Origin of the sequence: Faucicola osloensis, from assembly GCF_020041925.1 — a bacterium.
GTDB lineage: Bacteria > Pseudomonadota > Gammaproteobacteria > Pseudomonadales > Moraxellaceae > Faucicola > Faucicola osloensis_D.
In genome coordinates, this window is record NZ_CP083409.1 from 2134723 (window position 1) to 2150525 (window position 15803).

The 15803-nt window shown below is 44.8% G+C and carries 11 protein-coding genes; 6 read left to right on the top strand and 5 right to left on the bottom strand.

Translation table 11 applies throughout. From position 1 onward, the window contains the following. Position 1: 1 nt before the first annotated feature. Positions 2-1189, top strand: coding sequence for a vWA domain-containing protein (locus tag LAJ61_RS09470; protein WP_224053705.1), 1188 nt, complete (start codon positions 2-4; stop codon positions 1187-1189). A 133-nt stretch (positions 1190-1322) separates the two neighbouring features. Here LAJ61_RS09470 and LAJ61_RS09475 read toward each other — a convergent pair whose 3' ends face one another. Together LAJ61_RS09475 and rodA are read right to left on the bottom strand one after the other, a co-directional pair. Further along, positions 1323-1907, bottom strand: a complete 585-nt coding sequence (locus tag LAJ61_RS09475) for a septal ring lytic transglycosylase RlpA family protein (protein WP_160002027.1) — start codon at positions 1905-1907, stop codon at positions 1323-1325. Positions 1908-2321: 414 nt separating this feature from the next. Continuing rightward, positions 2322-3467 (bottom strand): rod shape-determining protein RodA, encoded by a 1146-nt coding sequence (rodA, locus tag LAJ61_RS09480; protein ID WP_224053706.1) that lies wholly within the window; start codon positions 3465-3467, stop codon positions 2322-2324. 340 nt (positions 3468-3807) lie between these two features. Here rodA and LAJ61_RS09485 point away from each other — a divergent pair, with 340 nt between their 5' ends. After that, positions 3808-4746 carry a D-Ala-D-Ala carboxypeptidase family metallohydrolase gene (locus LAJ61_RS09485; RefSeq protein WP_224053707.1) on the top strand — a complete coding sequence of 313 codons (939 nt, stop codon included), beginning with the start codon at positions 3808-3810 and terminating at the stop codon, positions 4744-4746. Between the two features lie 38 nt (positions 4747-4784). On the opposite strand, the gene LAJ61_RS09490 is transcribed toward LAJ61_RS09485, so the two are convergent. Together LAJ61_RS09490 and LAJ61_RS09495 are read right to left on the bottom strand one after the other, a co-directional pair. Continuing rightward, positions 4785-6257, bottom strand: coding sequence for a M16 family metallopeptidase (locus LAJ61_RS09490; protein ID WP_224053708.1), 1473 nt, complete (start codon positions 6255-6257; stop codon positions 4785-4787). 81 nt (positions 6258-6338) lie between these two features. Next, a complete protein-coding gene (locus LAJ61_RS09495; RefSeq protein WP_224053709.1) occupies positions 6339-7853 on the bottom strand; it encodes a M16 family metallopeptidase in 1515 nt (504 codons plus the stop codon). 320 nt (positions 7854-8173) lie between these two features. Here LAJ61_RS09495 and ftsY point away from each other — a divergent pair, with 320 nt between their 5' ends. Together ftsY and LAJ61_RS09505 are read left to right on the top strand one after the other, a co-directional pair. Beyond that, on the top strand, positions 8174-9331 hold the full coding sequence (gene ftsY / locus LAJ61_RS09500) for a signal recognition particle-docking protein FtsY (protein WP_409034967.1): 1158 nt from the start codon (positions 8174-8176) through the stop codon (positions 9329-9331). Position 9332: 1 nt separating this feature from the next. After that, positions 9333-9866, top strand: coding sequence for a methylated-DNA--[protein]-cysteine S-methyltransferase (locus LAJ61_RS09505; protein ID WP_224053710.1), 534 nt, complete (start codon positions 9333-9335; stop codon positions 9864-9866). A 19-nt stretch (positions 9867-9885) separates the two neighbouring features. Here the strand turns inward: LAJ61_RS09505 and LAJ61_RS09510 are convergent, their stop codons facing one another. Beyond that, a complete protein-coding gene (locus LAJ61_RS09510) occupies positions 9886-12549 on the bottom strand; it encodes an AAA family ATPase (protein ID WP_224053711.1) in 2664 nt (887 codons plus the stop codon). A 297-nt stretch (positions 12550-12846) separates the two neighbouring features. Between LAJ61_RS09510 and glpK the strand changes: the two genes are divergently transcribed. Beyond that, positions 12847-14445, top strand: coding sequence for a glycerol kinase GlpK (gene glpK, locus LAJ61_RS09515; protein WP_224053712.1), 1599 nt, complete (start codon positions 12847-12849; stop codon positions 14443-14445). A gap of 344 nt (positions 14446-14789) precedes the next feature. Further along, positions 14790-15803, top strand: a complete 1014-nt coding sequence (locus LAJ61_RS09520) for an endonuclease/exonuclease/phosphatase family protein (RefSeq protein ID WP_224053713.1) — start codon at positions 14790-14792, stop codon at positions 15801-15803.

Genomic DNA, 15803 nt, shown 5'->3' on the forward strand with positions numbered 1-15803 from the left:
TGTGTTTATCAATCTTTTTTATACCTTACGCACTTATGGTGTGCCAGTTTCCACCCGTGAATTGCTAGATCTTTATGCTTTGCTAGAAACAGGCATTGTGTTTGCCGACCGTGAACAATTCTACGAGCTGATTCGCCTATGTATGGTCAAAGACGAAAAATACTTTGATAAATTTGATAGGGCAATGGCAGATTATTTTGAAGGTATTGATACACTCGATATCGACGAGCTGATGGCAAAATTGGGTGATATCCCCAAAGAATGGCTGGAACTTAAACTTGACCCCAACAATCTCACCGAAGCCCAGCGGCGCCTACTTAAAAAATATGGCTCGTTTGAAGCACTCATGCAAGCACTAGAGGAACGCCTAAAAGAACAAAAAGAGCGACACCAAGGCGGTAACAAATGGGTTGGTACAGGCGGCTCATCGCCATTTGGTGCGTATGGCGACCATCCTGAAGGTGTACGAGTAGGGGGTGAAAGCCGAAAACGCTCAGCGGTCAAGGTGTGGGAGCAGCGCAAATACCGCGATTTGGATACGGATAACCAGTTAGAAACCCGCTCCATGCAGATGGCACTGCGTAAACTGCGTAAATTCGCCCGTGATGGGGCGGCTGATGAGCTGGATATTGGCTCAACCATCAAGAAAACCGCGCAAAAAGGGATGCTCGATGTGCAACTGCGTCCCGAACGCCGTAATCGTGTTAAAGTGCTCATGCTATTTGATATCGGTGGTAGCATGGACAGCTATATCGAAGCCTGTGAGCGCTTATTTGCCGCTGCTAAAAACGAGTTTAAGACGCTTGAGTTTTTTTATTTTCATAACTGCGTGTATGACTATGTTTGGACAGAAAATGCCCGCCGTAACGCCAGTGCCGTGCCCACATTGGATTTGCTACACAAATACGGCAGTGATTATCGGGTGATTTTTGTCGGTGATGCGGCAATGTCGCCTTATGAGTTGTTATCTGTCGGCGGCAGCGTTGAGTATATGAGCCAAGATACGGGGCAGGCGTGGCTAAAACGTATCACTAACCACTTTGATAAAGTCGCATGGCTTAACCCTGAGACACCAAGCTACTGGCAATACACCCAGACCATCGGCTTAATCAAAGATATCATGCAAGGGCATATGTACCCGATGACCTTGCATGGTATTGAAGATATGACCAAGTATTTGGCGCGGTAGTATTGTTAAGGCAATTAAAAAAGCATGAATCAATTTCATGCTTTTTTTTGTGCTGATAGGCTGCTAGTTTACCTAAAATCTGCTAGTCACCTAAAAGTTGATATTAAGCTAAAAGCTGCCTAGTCAGCTAACATTAGTTTGGACCACCCACACGTTCAATAACGACGTTGCCTGTGCCCGTGCTTGCTAAGCCAATTTGTTTGGCAGCGGCATACGATAAATCTAATACGCGATGGCTTGAAAATGGACCGCGGTCATTGACTTTTACCACAACGCTTTTACCGTTTGATTTGTTGGTTACTTTGATATAACAGTTCATTGGCAATGAGCGATGCGCCGCCGTCAATGAATTGGAATCAAAAGTATCACCGCTAGCAGTTTTACGACCTTGAAATTGACGACCATACCAAGAGGCGACACCGGTTTGGCTAAAGCGATTGACCGTATTGGATGCAACGGCAGAAAGACGCTCTAACACGTCTGAATCTTTGCTAGCTTGTGAAGTATCTTGGCTGATAAGTTGGCTGTCTAAGGCAAGGTTGCGAGGTTGGCGGGCTGATTTGACTAAGTCTGATGCATTGTTGTGCTGGCGGGTTAACTCATTAAGTACGTGATCTAAATTGCTCGTGGCTGCTTGGGTAGTTGAGCTAAGCGCCGTTACGCCACAAAAGCAAAGTAACGTCGCTACATTAGCTAAATTCGATTGACGCTTTGACATAATGACCTCTGAACAATCGCTCTTTACAATGAGCGCCTTATATTTGGGAGCGCATAAGCTTTCATATGTCATGCATACAAATCGCTTATAGGGCACCAAGAAAATTTATTAGATTTAACAATTAGTTTACAAATTTTACTTTGTTTCGGTATGTAATTGTTCAATATTGATGACCCACAATAAGCAATTACGCGATTAAAATCACGATTTATTTAGATAAAAGGTATAAAAAAATAGATAAACGGTAAAATTATTAAGTTTTACCATCATAATTGTTTAAAACTATTCATAAAAAAGGATATCTTTTATGTTAACTCTTTTACTTTTTTTACATTTAAAAATATCCAGTTACATAAAGAATTGTTTATAAATAGGCTATTTACAAACAAAATAGTTTCGAAAATAGTCTAAGAGTTATTTAACATTATGCGAGGCAATTGACATCACTAAACCAAATCCTGCCATTAAAGTAATTAAAGCAGTACCACCGTAGCTGATAAATGGCAAAGGAACACCGACAACTGGTAAAATACCTGCTACCATGCCGGCATTTACAAACACATAGACAAAAAATGACATAGCAATCGCGCCCGAGAGTAATTTGCTATAGACAGCAGTATTGGAGTAAGCAATAAATAAAGCGCGGCATAGAATACAAAAATACAGGAACATCAGTAAACTGACACCGATTAAGCCAAACTCTTCAGAAAAAGCCGCAATGATAAAATCGGTGTGACCTTCTGGTAGAAAGTGTAGATGAGATTGTGTGCCTTGCAAATAGCCTTTACCTGTGAGTCCCCCTGAGCCAATCGCGGTTTTTGACTGCATGATATTCCATCCAGCCCCCAAGGCATCGCTTTCAGGGTCTAGCAAAGTTAGCACACGTTTGCGCTGGTAGTCGTGTAGCAGGTATTCCCAAGCCACAAAAACAAAGGGAATAAACAGCGCCACCGCAGAGCCAATCATCCACCAAGGCAAACCCGATAAAAACAGCACAAATAAGCCACTAGACGCCACCAATAAAGAGGTACCCAAGTCGGGCTGTTCAGCGATTAGCAGCACGGGAATACCAATCGCCACCAGCGTGATAAGCACTGTTGATAAACTTGGCGGCAAGTCGCGTTTGGATAAAAACCAAGCAGTGAGCATCGGCATGCCAAGCTTCATAAACTCTGACGGCTGCACACTACCAAACCCAGGAATATCAATCCAGCGCTGCGCACCCAGTCGCACCTCGCCAATAATTTTGACCAATATCAGTAACGCCACGCCACCCACATAAAAAAATGGGGTAAAATCACGGTAAAGACTGGGCGGGATTTGCGCCATGACAATCATCACCACAAACGCGATGGTAAAACTAATGGTTTGACGGATGACCATCCCCATGTCTTGAGTAGAGGCACTGTATAAAATCGCTAAACCGAATAAAGCGGTGACAAACAATAGCATCAATAACCAAGGGTCTAAATGCACGCGCTGCCAAAAGGAGGGTAGACTGTCATTACCAAAGTGATGAGCTTGCCTAGAAAAACGGTACTGTCCAATCTTATCTGCCATACACACCAAACATCAAATTAACACGGTGACAATAAGTCTGTAAAAAGACACAAAAATAGGCTCAATAGTTTATATGGCTTAATGTGATTTTGGTAGTCTTAATAATGTAATAGTTTATAACACTTGTTTCATAGAAATAAGTCACTATATTAAGTGAGCTATTAATTCACCTTAATTATGTAGTGAACATAACTATTAAGTTAAGTAAGTGAAAATCAAGTTAAGTGAAAATAATTATCAAGTAGGCATGATTACCTAAACATATCAAGCCCACTTTTTTGACAGTTGCTCATAAGTCCGTGGTGTTTTTCCATTTTGACGAAACGTGAATAGGCAGTCCATGACACATCAAAACAAGACCAAAAATAAACCAACCATTATCGAAGACAACGCGCAAACAGCCCAATATGCCAAGCCCGAGAGTGCCAATACCAAGAATATCAATATTACGAAGACTCAGAATACCAAAACCAAGATTTTAACAGGCATTGTTGGCTCAGGGATGATAATGACATTGCTTATCGCCTGTAATCATCCCGTCACACCCGTCGATAACCGAAAACCTACTACGACCATCGTTCGTCAAACCCAGCCAAACCCTAAAAATCCTACTGTCACGCAGACTGACAATATGCGCGGTCTTATTCTCAACCGTCAAAACCCACCCCGACCTACAACAAATTATGGCGCACTCAAAAATAGCACACGATACAATAGTAACGTTGTTTATACCAATGATGCAGATTTTAAAGATTGGTTAGCTACCCACAGTTATCAGCAATCAGAAGTGTTGGCGTATCAAAATTATTTGCAAAGCCAATTAGGCACCATTCCGCCGATGGATCAGTTAATCACGAGTGCTAGAGATGCACGGCGCTGCGGTTTTGAGCCGTATGAAGTACCGCCTGCATCGCTATGGCAAAATATCGTGCCCACCCTGCAAATGCTGCAGCAACTGCAAAAACAAGGTTATTTGCCGTATTCGACAGTGATACGCTCCGTGTATCGAAACCCTGCATTGAATGATTGTGCGGGCGGTGCAGGCGAGAGTAAGCACATGACCAATGGTGCAATTGATATTTGGGTACCTGAAAACGAAGCCAACAAATGGGCGATAGAAAGCACCTTTGATGGGCTTTGCCAGTTTTGGCAGTCCAACGGGCAAGCTTATAGTTTTGGACTTGGCTTGTATCCGACAGGCTCGGTGCATCTTGATACGCAAGGCTTTCGAAAATGGGGCGCAAGCCATAGCTCAAGCTCATCACCCTGCCGTTTTTAACCTAGCGCAAGTGTTAACCCGTTAAGCTTTAACATGGGCTATTTAGCGGTTGTTGTTGTGTTTGGCGTGGCGTTGCCAACCGTCACAATCAAAAACTTGTTAGGGTCAATGAGGTCTTTATAGCTTTGATTGACAGCGTGAAGGTCAGCGCGTTGTACGCGCGTCACGTACTCGGTCAAGTAACTATCTGGCAGCTGATAAAACCCCATCATAGCAACTGTGGCATTCATGGCGGCATTGCTAGCAAAGCTGGTGGGAAAACTGTTGATTAAACTGTCTTTGGTTAAAGCCAATTCGTTTGCCGTCACCCCTTTTTCTAGGGTATTTTTGATGACTTGCTTGGTCGCCTCAATCGCTTCTTGCGACTTTTGGTTACGGGTAGAAAAGCTAATGGTATAACTACCTTGGGCAAGCATCGGCGTGGTGCTGCTATAAATGCCATAGGTGAGCCCGCGTTTTTTACGGATTTCTTCCATCAATCTGGCTTGAAAATTGCCGCCCCCGACGATTTCATCGGCAATGGCAAAGTTGGTTTGATGCTGCAAGCCTAAAGTATCCGCCACGCGTTTTTGACCCAATTGCCCCATCAAGACGGTGGTTTGGGTGCTGTCAAATGGAATATGAATCGTTTTAGCAGCGTTCAAAGGCTTGGCATCGGCAAGCTTTGGGGCAGCCGTGCCAACAGGCATTTGAGCGGTTAGCTGATTGGCAAGCGCCCGCGCGCGCTCAAGACTGATATCGCCTGTAATGGCAATATTTGCGTTCTTCGCCACCAAAAACTGCTGGCTAAAAGCTTTGAGATCGGTGGCATTAATTTTGGCAATGCTGTCTTCTGTGCCTTGGGTGGGGTGGGCGTAGGGATGATTGCCATAAAGCGCCGCAGCAAAGGCGTTGCTTGCGATGCTATCCGGGTTTTCTTTGGCCTGTTGCAGGCTGATTAAATACTGGGCTTTGGTACGTTCAAAATTTTTGTTTGGAAACGTAGGCTGGGTCATCATATCGCTCATTAAACCAAGCGCAGGGGATAAATGCGCCTCATCGGATAGACTGCGCAAACTCACAATAAACATGTCTTTATAAGCACGGGCAGATAAATCAATCCCAAGCTGCTCACTGGCCTCAGCAATCTCATCTTCGCTTTTATGGCGTGTGCCCTGATCCAGCATACTCGCGGTCAGACTGGCAATTCCAAAACCGCCTTTTTTAATGGCTTCATCACGAGCCGAGCCTGCATTAAAATACACACTGACATCCACAATCGGTAAATTGTGGGTTTGTACCAAAGCGACTGGGGTACCCGAATCCGTCGTAAAGTGGATGATATCGGGTAATGTCACTTTTAACGGCGTCGTCGTTTTTAGGCTGGTTAATTTGTCTAAAGCGGCAATGGGTGCAGTGGGGTCAACATTGCCATTACTGTGAGCGTCGCTATGGGTGGCAGGTTCTGCATAGCCCGCTTGCGTGGCAATGGTGGTCATTAGTAATAAGATTTTAGCTAAGCGTGGTTTCATTTTTTTCTCAACATTCTAAGGATGGTCTGACAGCAATGAGGGCAAATTAAGTCAGGATAAGTTAAGTTACTGGTTTTATAGTTATTTATTGGGTTTGTTTTCTTTCACCACATTGAGCACGGTTAGATTGTCGTTAGCCAAATAGTTGCTAGCGGCAGCGTGTAAGTCACTTTCTGTGATGCTATCTAAGATTTTGGGTAGGTTAAACACCATCCGATCATCAAGCCCAATGCTGTTTAGACTGCCAATCATCTGCGCTTGTCCGCTGATACTATCTTGGCTATAAATCAAGCTGGTCATGGTGTTGGTTTTGGCACGGGTCAGTTCACTTTGTGCAATCGGTTGGGTTTTAAGCGCGTCAATCTCATCCATGATTGCTTGTTTGGCTTGGGCAAGCGTAACGCCGTCGCGTGGGGTGGCTTGGATTAAAAATAGCCCATCGCCCCGGCTAAAGGCACTGTAACCACTGCCGACGGAGGCTAGTAGCTGTTTTTCCCGTACTAGGCGTTTTTCTAGGCGTGCAGATAGACCGCCATCGAGCACGTCGGCTAGTAGCGATAGACTATAGGCGGTTTTGGGGTCTTGTGCTGTGGTAAGCGTAGGCACGTTAAACGCCATCATCACCATAGGCACTTGTACCGGCAATTGGGTGGTTTTTTCTTGATAACCACGAAAGCCTGGCTGTATCACACTGGGGCGCTTTGGCAGGGTTTGCGGGTTTTTATCGGCAAAGTATTTTTTGACTTCATTGATGGCGTCTGTCGGATTGACATCGCCCACGATTACTAAGGTCGCATTGTTGGGCGCATACCATGTTTTATACCAATCGGTTAGGTCTTTTAAACTGATGGATTCGATTTCTGCCATGGGACCAATGACCGATTCGCCTTTGGGGCTGTTGGGATACGCCATTTTGCTAAACTGCTCATAGGCGCGGGCGTTTGGGTTATCATCGGTGCGCTGGCGGCGCTCTTCCATCACCACTTGGCGCTCAGCGGTAAAGTCACTGTCCTTTAGCTGTAAATCGGTCATCCGATCGGCTTCAAGCTCTAGGGCAAGCGCTAAGCGATTGGCAGGGAAAATTTCATAATATGCGGTGTAGTCATAGCTTGTAAAGGCATTATTGCTACCGCCAAATTTGGCGATGAGGCGTTCAAAATCTGCTGAGGACACGTTTTTTGTTCCCTTAAACATCATATGCTCAAGCAAATGCGACATACCGCCTAAGTTAGTGGGTTCATCCGCAGCACCCACGCGATACCATACTTGGCTTATCACCACAGGGGAGCGGTGATCTTCTTTGATAATCACCTTTAAGCCATTAGCCAGCGTATATTCATGGCGCGTTTTTGTATTGTCGCTGTCAAAATCTGTGCGGCTTGGCGTTTGCTGGGTTGCATCAGTTACCGCGTTAGCAGTTGGATGCACTTTAATAGGCGTATTCGCTAAAGTCGGGGTGGTTTTGGTCGGCATGGTTTTGGCTGCGATGGTCTGCGCAGTGCTGCAACCTGATACACTAAGCGTACAGGTCAAGGCGGCAGCAAGGATGGTAAGGTTAAAAAATGTAGGCTTTGACACAGGGTTTCGGTTTAACATAGTTTCTCTTTAACTTTTAATCTTTAATCTGGTTTTTCTGATTGTGGGGAAATGGGGTTTGCAGGCATTATAAAAGATAAACCATGATAACGGATGTTGGCATTGATTGCTATTTGAAAGCCCATTGCACGATTAAGTATGACTAAATACCACCTGCAAATTTTTAGCGCAGCAAGCTGTAAACGGACAGTTTTTTCCCATACCATACATCCTATGGGGTTAAGGGATTGACAGCATGTTTATTTCAAACTGCGAACAAACACTGTTATAATTTTATACATCTCAATATTTTAATGACAAATTTAACCATAGGCGATGATATGAGTAGCAACCAATTTAATAACAATGCTTCTAATAAGGTGGTAATTAATTTTAATAACCAACCGACTAATTTTGATGATGCTACGATGCCCAATCTGCCTGTGCAAGATGTGCCAATTATTGAAACGCCGCGTATCGCTGAAGCCGCCCAAACGTCAACGCTACAAGCACCTGCAGGCACACAGCAGCCATCTGCCAATACGGCTGAGCCAACCGCAGAACCCGAACAAAAAGGTGGCTGGTTTAGCCGCATGAAGCAAGGCTTGTCAAAAAGTCGTAAAAACTTGACCGAAGGCTTAACCAATATTTTGATTGGTGGTAAAGAAATTGACGATGAACTACTAGAAGAAGTCGAAGACCAACTGCTGGTCGCCGATATCGGGGTGAATGCCACCAATCGCATTATCAAAAACTTGACCGAAGCCACTGCCCGCGGTGATTTGATTTATTCGCATTCACTGTATAAAGCGCTACAAAAAGAACTAACCGATATCTTGACACCCAAAGTTGCACCGCTAGTGGTGGATACTAGCACAAAACCGTTTGTTATCTTGGTCGTTGGGGTCAATGGCGTGGGTAAAACTACCACCATCGGTAAACTTGCCAAACGTCTGCAAGGTGAAGGCAAATCAGTGATGTTAGCAGCGGGCGATACGTTCCGTGCGGCAGCCACCGAGCAATTGCAAGTTTGGGGGGAGCGCAATAATATCCCTGTTGTCGCCCAAGGTCATGGCTCAGACAGTGCCTCGGTGATTTTTGATGCCATTCAATCTGCCAAAGCCCGTGGCATTGACGTGCTGATTGCCGATACTGCAGGGCGTCTACAAAATAAAACCAATTTGATGGAAGAGCTGAAAAAAGTGATTCGCGTCATGCAAAAAGCCGATCCGACAGCGCCGCATGAATCGATGATTGTGCTCGACGCCGGTACAGGACAAAATGCCCTAAATCAAGTAGAAATTTTCAATGAAGCAGTGCCACTGACAGGCGTGACCGTCACCAAATTGGATGGTACGGCAAAAGGCGGCGTGGTATTTAATATCGCTGAAAACACCAATGTGCCGATTCGTTTTATTGGCGTGGGTGAAAAAATTGATGATTTGCGCCCATTTCAAGCCGATGATTTTGTCAAAGCGCTATTTGAAAAAGATGAATAACATGATAATGACGTCTTATCAACTTGCGAAAAATTTGCCAACCGTGACGCTTGTGGCGCATCAAGGCTGTTTGATTGCGCTCGATTGGCATACCCAAAAGACCCACAACCTATTAGCTAAGCTCAAGGTAAAAGTAGCCGTCATGAATTCGGTAGCGTTAAGTCACTCGATTGATGCCGATGCAAAAGTGCTAGTAGAGACCATCACTCAGCTAAAGGAGTATCACGCAGGTCAGCGACAAGTATTTGATATGCCCATCGCACTCTATACAGGCACACCCTTTCAGCAAAAAGTATGGCAAGCATTACGACAAATCCCTTACGGTGAAACAATCAGCTATGCACAGCTTGCGCTACAAGTGGATAATCCCAAAGGCTTTCGCGCAGTCGCGCAGGCCAATGGGCGCAACCCACTAAGTCTCATCATTCCTTGCCATCGCGTGATTGCTAGCGATGGCAAATTGGGCGGTTATACCGGTGGGATTGAGATTAAGCAAACATTGCTTGATATAGAGCAAGCAAGTTATCAGCGATAAACAATAACCCAATGAGGCGTTATTCTTTGTTATCTGCGTCTTTTTCTTCCCAAGTTTCTAAGCGTTCATAAATACGACCATAAACGGTATTTTTACGATATTTGCCTTTTTTGGTCATCTCATCCGGCGCCAGACCCGTCAATAAATACATGGCTTCATTGACATGCTCTACGGCATAGATGGTAAATTTACCTGCGGTCACGCTATCGATGATATCTTGACGCAGCATCAATTGCGCCAAATTGGCTTTGGGTACAATCACCCCTTGTTTACCCGTCAAGCCTTGCTCGACACACGCATCATAAAACCCGGCAATTTTGGCATTGACGCCGCCGACCGCTTGGACTTGACCAAATTGGTTCATCGAGCCAGTCACCGCAAAGCTTTGATTAATCGGGGTTTGCGATAGGGCAGACAGCAGCGCGCAGGTTTCGGCTACTGTCGCGCTATCGCCATCGATACCGCCATAACTTTGTTCAAAAGCCAGCGATGCGGTAAAGTTGAGCGTGTGGTCTTCTGCAAACAGCGCTTTTAGGTAACTGCTCATAATCAGCACGCCTTTGGCATGAATAGAGCCGCCTAAATCCACATCGCGCTCGATATCAACAATATCAGCATGCGCGGCACTGTGATGCACTGACGCTGTCAATCGGGCAGGCATGCCAAACTCGCTATCTGCGTAGCTGATGACTGTCAGCGCATTGATTTGACCAATCGCTTTGCCTTGGGTGCTAATCAGCTGTTGCCCTTTTTCTAGCTCTTGCCAGAACAATTGCCGTAAATAACCCGAGCGGTGGCGAATATCATCAATGGCTTGGCGGACATGGCTAGCGGTTACTGTGTTTTCAAGGCTAAGCTCTGATTGATTGATGATAGCATGACGATTGGCTTCGAGTAATAGCTGCGCTAATCTGTCCCCATGTAGACTTAACTCATGCTGGTCTTCTGCTTGCTCGCTGAGGTAATCCAATAAACACGCCAACGCGGTGTTATCAAACGTTAGCAATTGATATTTGCTTATCATATCGGCAATTTTGGCAGTCATCACTTGTTCGTTGGCGTGACTGCGTACCACGCGATCATGAAAATCTGCACGGATTTTGAATACGGCATTAAATTCAGGCTCAAAATCTAGCAGGTCATAATATAAGTCTGGCTCACCGAGTAAAATGACTTTGACATCAAGCTTAATCGGTTGTGGCTCAAGGCTGATACTGCCTGTCAGTGTCAGCATTTGCTCAAGGCTCGACATTTTGATTTGGCGGCTTTGTAGTGCGCGTTTGAGACCTTGCCACGCATACGGATATTCAAGCAAATTAGTTGCTTCAAGCACCAAATAACCGCCATTGGCACGATGCAGTGAACCGGCGCGAATCAGACTGACATCCGTTGACACAGTACCTAAATGGGTAATTTGCTCGACATGACCGAGTAAATTTAAATGGGTGGGTAAGTCTTCAAACACAATCGGTGCGCCTTGATCGGGCGCATGGCTTGCAATCACATTGACAAAATAGCGCGCTGGCAATGGCGAGAAATGGCTGGGCAAAAACTCTTCATCATCTTCATTGATGATTCGTTCTACATGATTGACGATATCGTCATGCACGTCTTGCAAATACTTACGAACCTTTGGTAAGGCTTGATACTTGTCAAATAACGGCTCCATCAATGGTTTTAAGGTACGCCGAGTCAATGAGTGGTGTAGCGCTTGTAGGGTCTGATTGGCTTCATCTTCAATTTGCTCAAGCTCAACGGTCAGTTGGCTCAAGCGTTTTTGCATGTGGTTTTTATCTTGATAATTGGCAACATACGGCGACTTTGGGGTTAAGCCAAAGCTGGCTTGATTGGTTGCACTCGAGGTATTACTAGATGCGCTAGTTGTAGTGCTAGAGGTTTGATTGGCTTTAAGGGGTAAAACTGGTACTTTACTACTGGATTTTTGGCGACCCAATTTATTAGCAGGTTTGATTGATAAATAACCATCGCTTGGCTCGATATCATTGTAACTGTCATTGCCATTGCCATCGGCTCGGTTGTCACTAAAATCAGATTTGATAAAAATCGGTTTATTGTCTGAAGGTCGCAGCGCCAATGCAAGTGAATACTGTTTGCCTTCTTCATGCAGCGCATGATAGACCTGTTCTTCTCGAAGGCTAATTTCATTCTTTATGGCTTCTACTTTACTTTGATAGTGCTCACTGCGAAAACGCTGATTGAGCTGACGTTTGGTGGTTAGCCAAAAGGTTTTGACATCTTCCGCTAATTGCTTGCCCATGCCAGCAGGAAGGTCAAGCGCAATCGGGGTGCGCGCATCAACAAAATTATGCACATACACCCAGTCATTGGGCGTGGGTTTTTGTTTGGCGTGTGCTTGTAGCAGGCGAGTGATTAAGGTGCGTTTGCCCAGTCCGTTTTCACCTGCAGCAAAGATATGATAACCATTGGCATTGATGTCAAGTGCAGTGGCAATCGCTTTACAGGCGCGCTCTTGCCCAAAGCCAATCTCAAGGGTTTTGGTATGGTTGCTATCTGTTGGCAAGGTCGCTGGGTCGGTATAACGGCGCAAGTGCGAGATTGCAACAGGCTGTAAATTGTCAGATTTGATGGTGTCGGTAATGATAGCGGAGGATTTTGAAGTCACAGCGGTAGTACGAACAGATTTTGCAAGGGTATTTTTCATAAAACAAGTTTCATCAACGCATTAAAAAGCGGTAGTGGGAAAGATCAACAATGACAGTTAGAGTGACAGTGCTTAGGGTCTGAAATCTAAGGTTTAGGGTCACTTATAGTTAACAGATAGGTTTTGGTAAGTGGTAATAAAGTATCAGTATGATGTGGTTTTTTGTTGATAAAATCAATGGCTATTTTTTCGCGAATCGTTGCCTTACGGTTTCAGCCGCAGTAATATAAAAGTTGATGGGCAAGTATTTGCTAAGATAACATATTGACGCTTAACACAATCGTTTGAGACAACAACATGGCTAAAACAGAAAACGGATTTATTTTAGCGCTGGATCAGGGCACTACCTCAAGCCGCAGTATCATCTTTGATAACCAATTAACACCCATCGCCATCGCCCAAAAGCCGCTTAATATCATCACCCCAAAAGCCGGGTTTATCGAGCAAAATGCCAATGACATCTGGCAGACCCAAATTAGTACCGCCCAAGAAGTGATTGCCAAAGCAGGATTATTGGCGACAGATATTTCAGCCATCGGTATCACCAACCAACGTGAGACCACCATAATTTGGCATAAAAAGACCGGTAAGCCTGTCGCACCCGCCATTGTCTGGCAAGATAGACGTACCCATCAGTGGTGCAAAGACTGGCGTGCTAAAGGCTTTGATGCCAAAATCCAACAAATTACTGGATTACGTATAGATCCGTATTTTAGTGCCAGCAAAATCGTATGGCTGTTAAACCAAAACCCTAAGCTTCGCCAGCAAGCGCTAGCAGGTGAGTTGGCTTTTGGTACCGTGGATAGTTGGCTACTGTTTAACATGACAGGCGAGCATAGCATTGATATCACTAACGCCTCACGCACCATGCTGATGTCTTTGCAAACAGGCGACTGGTCTGATGAATTATTGGATTTATTTGATATTCCCAAAACCATGTTACCTACCATCAAGCCATCGGATGGCGATTTTGGGGTCACCAAACAAGGGATGTTTGGCAAACAAATCCCAGTCACGGCAGTGCTCGGCGATCAGCAAGCGGCATTGTATGGGCAGGGCTGTAACCGGGCTGGCATGGCAAAATCCACCTATGGCACCGGCTGTTTTTTATTAATGAATACCGGCGATAAACCCTGTGTCAGTCATCAGCAATTACTCACCACCGTCGCTTGGCAAACCACACAGGCGAATCACACTCGTCAACCTAACCGGCATGAACCCTCAGGTAAATTGCCCAACTTGTTAAAACCTTTACAAAATTTACAACGACATAAAAAAACAAGCGTCACGCAAACACAATATGCGCTTGAAGGCAGTGTGTTTATGGCAGGTGCCATCGTGCAGTGGTTACGCGATAACTTAGGTATGATAGCGCGTAGCGAGGACATTGAAACCTTGGCGGCGCAAGTACCGGATAGCCAAGGAGTGACCCTGATTCCTGCCTTTACGGGGCTTGGCGCACCTTACTGGCGAGCAGATGCCACCGCAAGGCTTATCGGGCTGACACGCGGTACTACCAAAGCGCATATCGCTAGAGCTGCCTTAGAAGCGATTGCGCTGCAAGCTTATGATGTGTTAATCGCCATGCAAAAAGACAGCCCAGTACCACTGCACGAACTGCGCGTAGATGGGGGTGCTGCCAATAACAATATCTTAATGCAATTTCAAGCCGATATACTCAATGTTCCTGTGCTGCGACCGACGACCACTGAGAGTACCGCAAAAGGGGTGGCATTATTGGCAGGGCAAGCGGTGGGACTATATGATGACAGTAGCATTGGTGAAAGTTGGCAGTTAGACCGTATCTTTGAGCCTAAGATGGCCTTGTCTGAGCGCCAAGCCATCGTTGAGCGTTGGCAATTTTACATCAATCAACTATTAAACGAACAAAATTAAAGTAAGAAAATCATTAAAATAGCTTTAAAAAACTGAAAATAATGTAAAAACAGATAGTTAACTATATGACAAATTTTTTTAAAGACTCGACACGAGAGTGATTTTCGTTAGCAATTAAATGTATTAAGTAAAAAAAAGCACTTTATGTACTCAATTTTTAAATCCTGCTTAAAAATATCAGCAAATTTCGGCTAAAAATAGTGATTTTTTGTGTAGAAATTGAATAAAAAAATGTATAATGCTGCAAAATTCGACACTGTGTTGATAGTGATGAAAGTTAGAAATTTTTTTGGACAATACTCGTACAAGCAAGCAGGGATAACGGGTAACTCAACATTAAGGATATGACAGTGGACAATCAATTTGTTATCGCGACGGCAAATTTACTTAACTTTGCACTGCCCAATCGGGTTTTTTACCGAAACCAAGATGCGTATACGCCGCAGCAATATCAACAAAAGATTAATGCACTTGCCCCCATTTTTCGTCAATTGCAAGCTGATATCATTGGTTGCCAAGAAATTTGGGACGAGCAAGCACTCATTGACTTATGTCATGCAGCCGGTCTCAATGACTATCATGTAACTGTGCCGTTAGCCAGTAATCAGCCAGACAGTCCATTGACCCAAGGGCGAGGCGCTGTTGGTACCCCGAGCGTAGGTTTGGTGTCGCGTTTTGAGATTGTTAATACCCAATTGCTCACGCAGATGCCTGCGATTGCGTTGTTGGACGTTCCTGATGTTGGGCTTTATCAACAATTTAACCGTCCCCCGCTGATTGCCGACATCAGATTGCCAAATGGCATGGTGGTCACCGTGATTGTGGCGCATCTAAAAAGTAAACGCCCTGAGTTTTTAGAAAACGCGCAAGGCGAGCCGTTAGAAGATCGCAATGATCCGCTAATTCGAGTCCGCGCCAAGCTACGCAGTCTTTGTATGCGGGCAGCGGAAGCGGCAGGCATTCGCCAAGTGGTCATCGAAAAACTGTCACACAACAACCATCCGCTGATTTTGTTAGGGGATATGAATGATGTGATGCAAAGTGTCACTTGTCAGCTTTTAAGCGAATCGGGCGAAGTATTTTATGATAAGTCGATGCGCGATATCGTGCTGTATGATGCCTCTACGGTACAAAGCCGTATGCACTGGCTCAAAGATGTGGCGTACACCCATATCCACCAAGGTATGCCTGAAGTGCTTGACCAGATTTTGGTATCTGAACAGTTTTTAGCTGATAGTAAATTTAACATCGGGGAAGTATTACAAGTTGATTATTTTAACGATCATCTCAAATTTATTGTAGAACAACGCCCAACCGATCATGGATTGGTGCGGGCACAAATTAAACTTTATTCATAA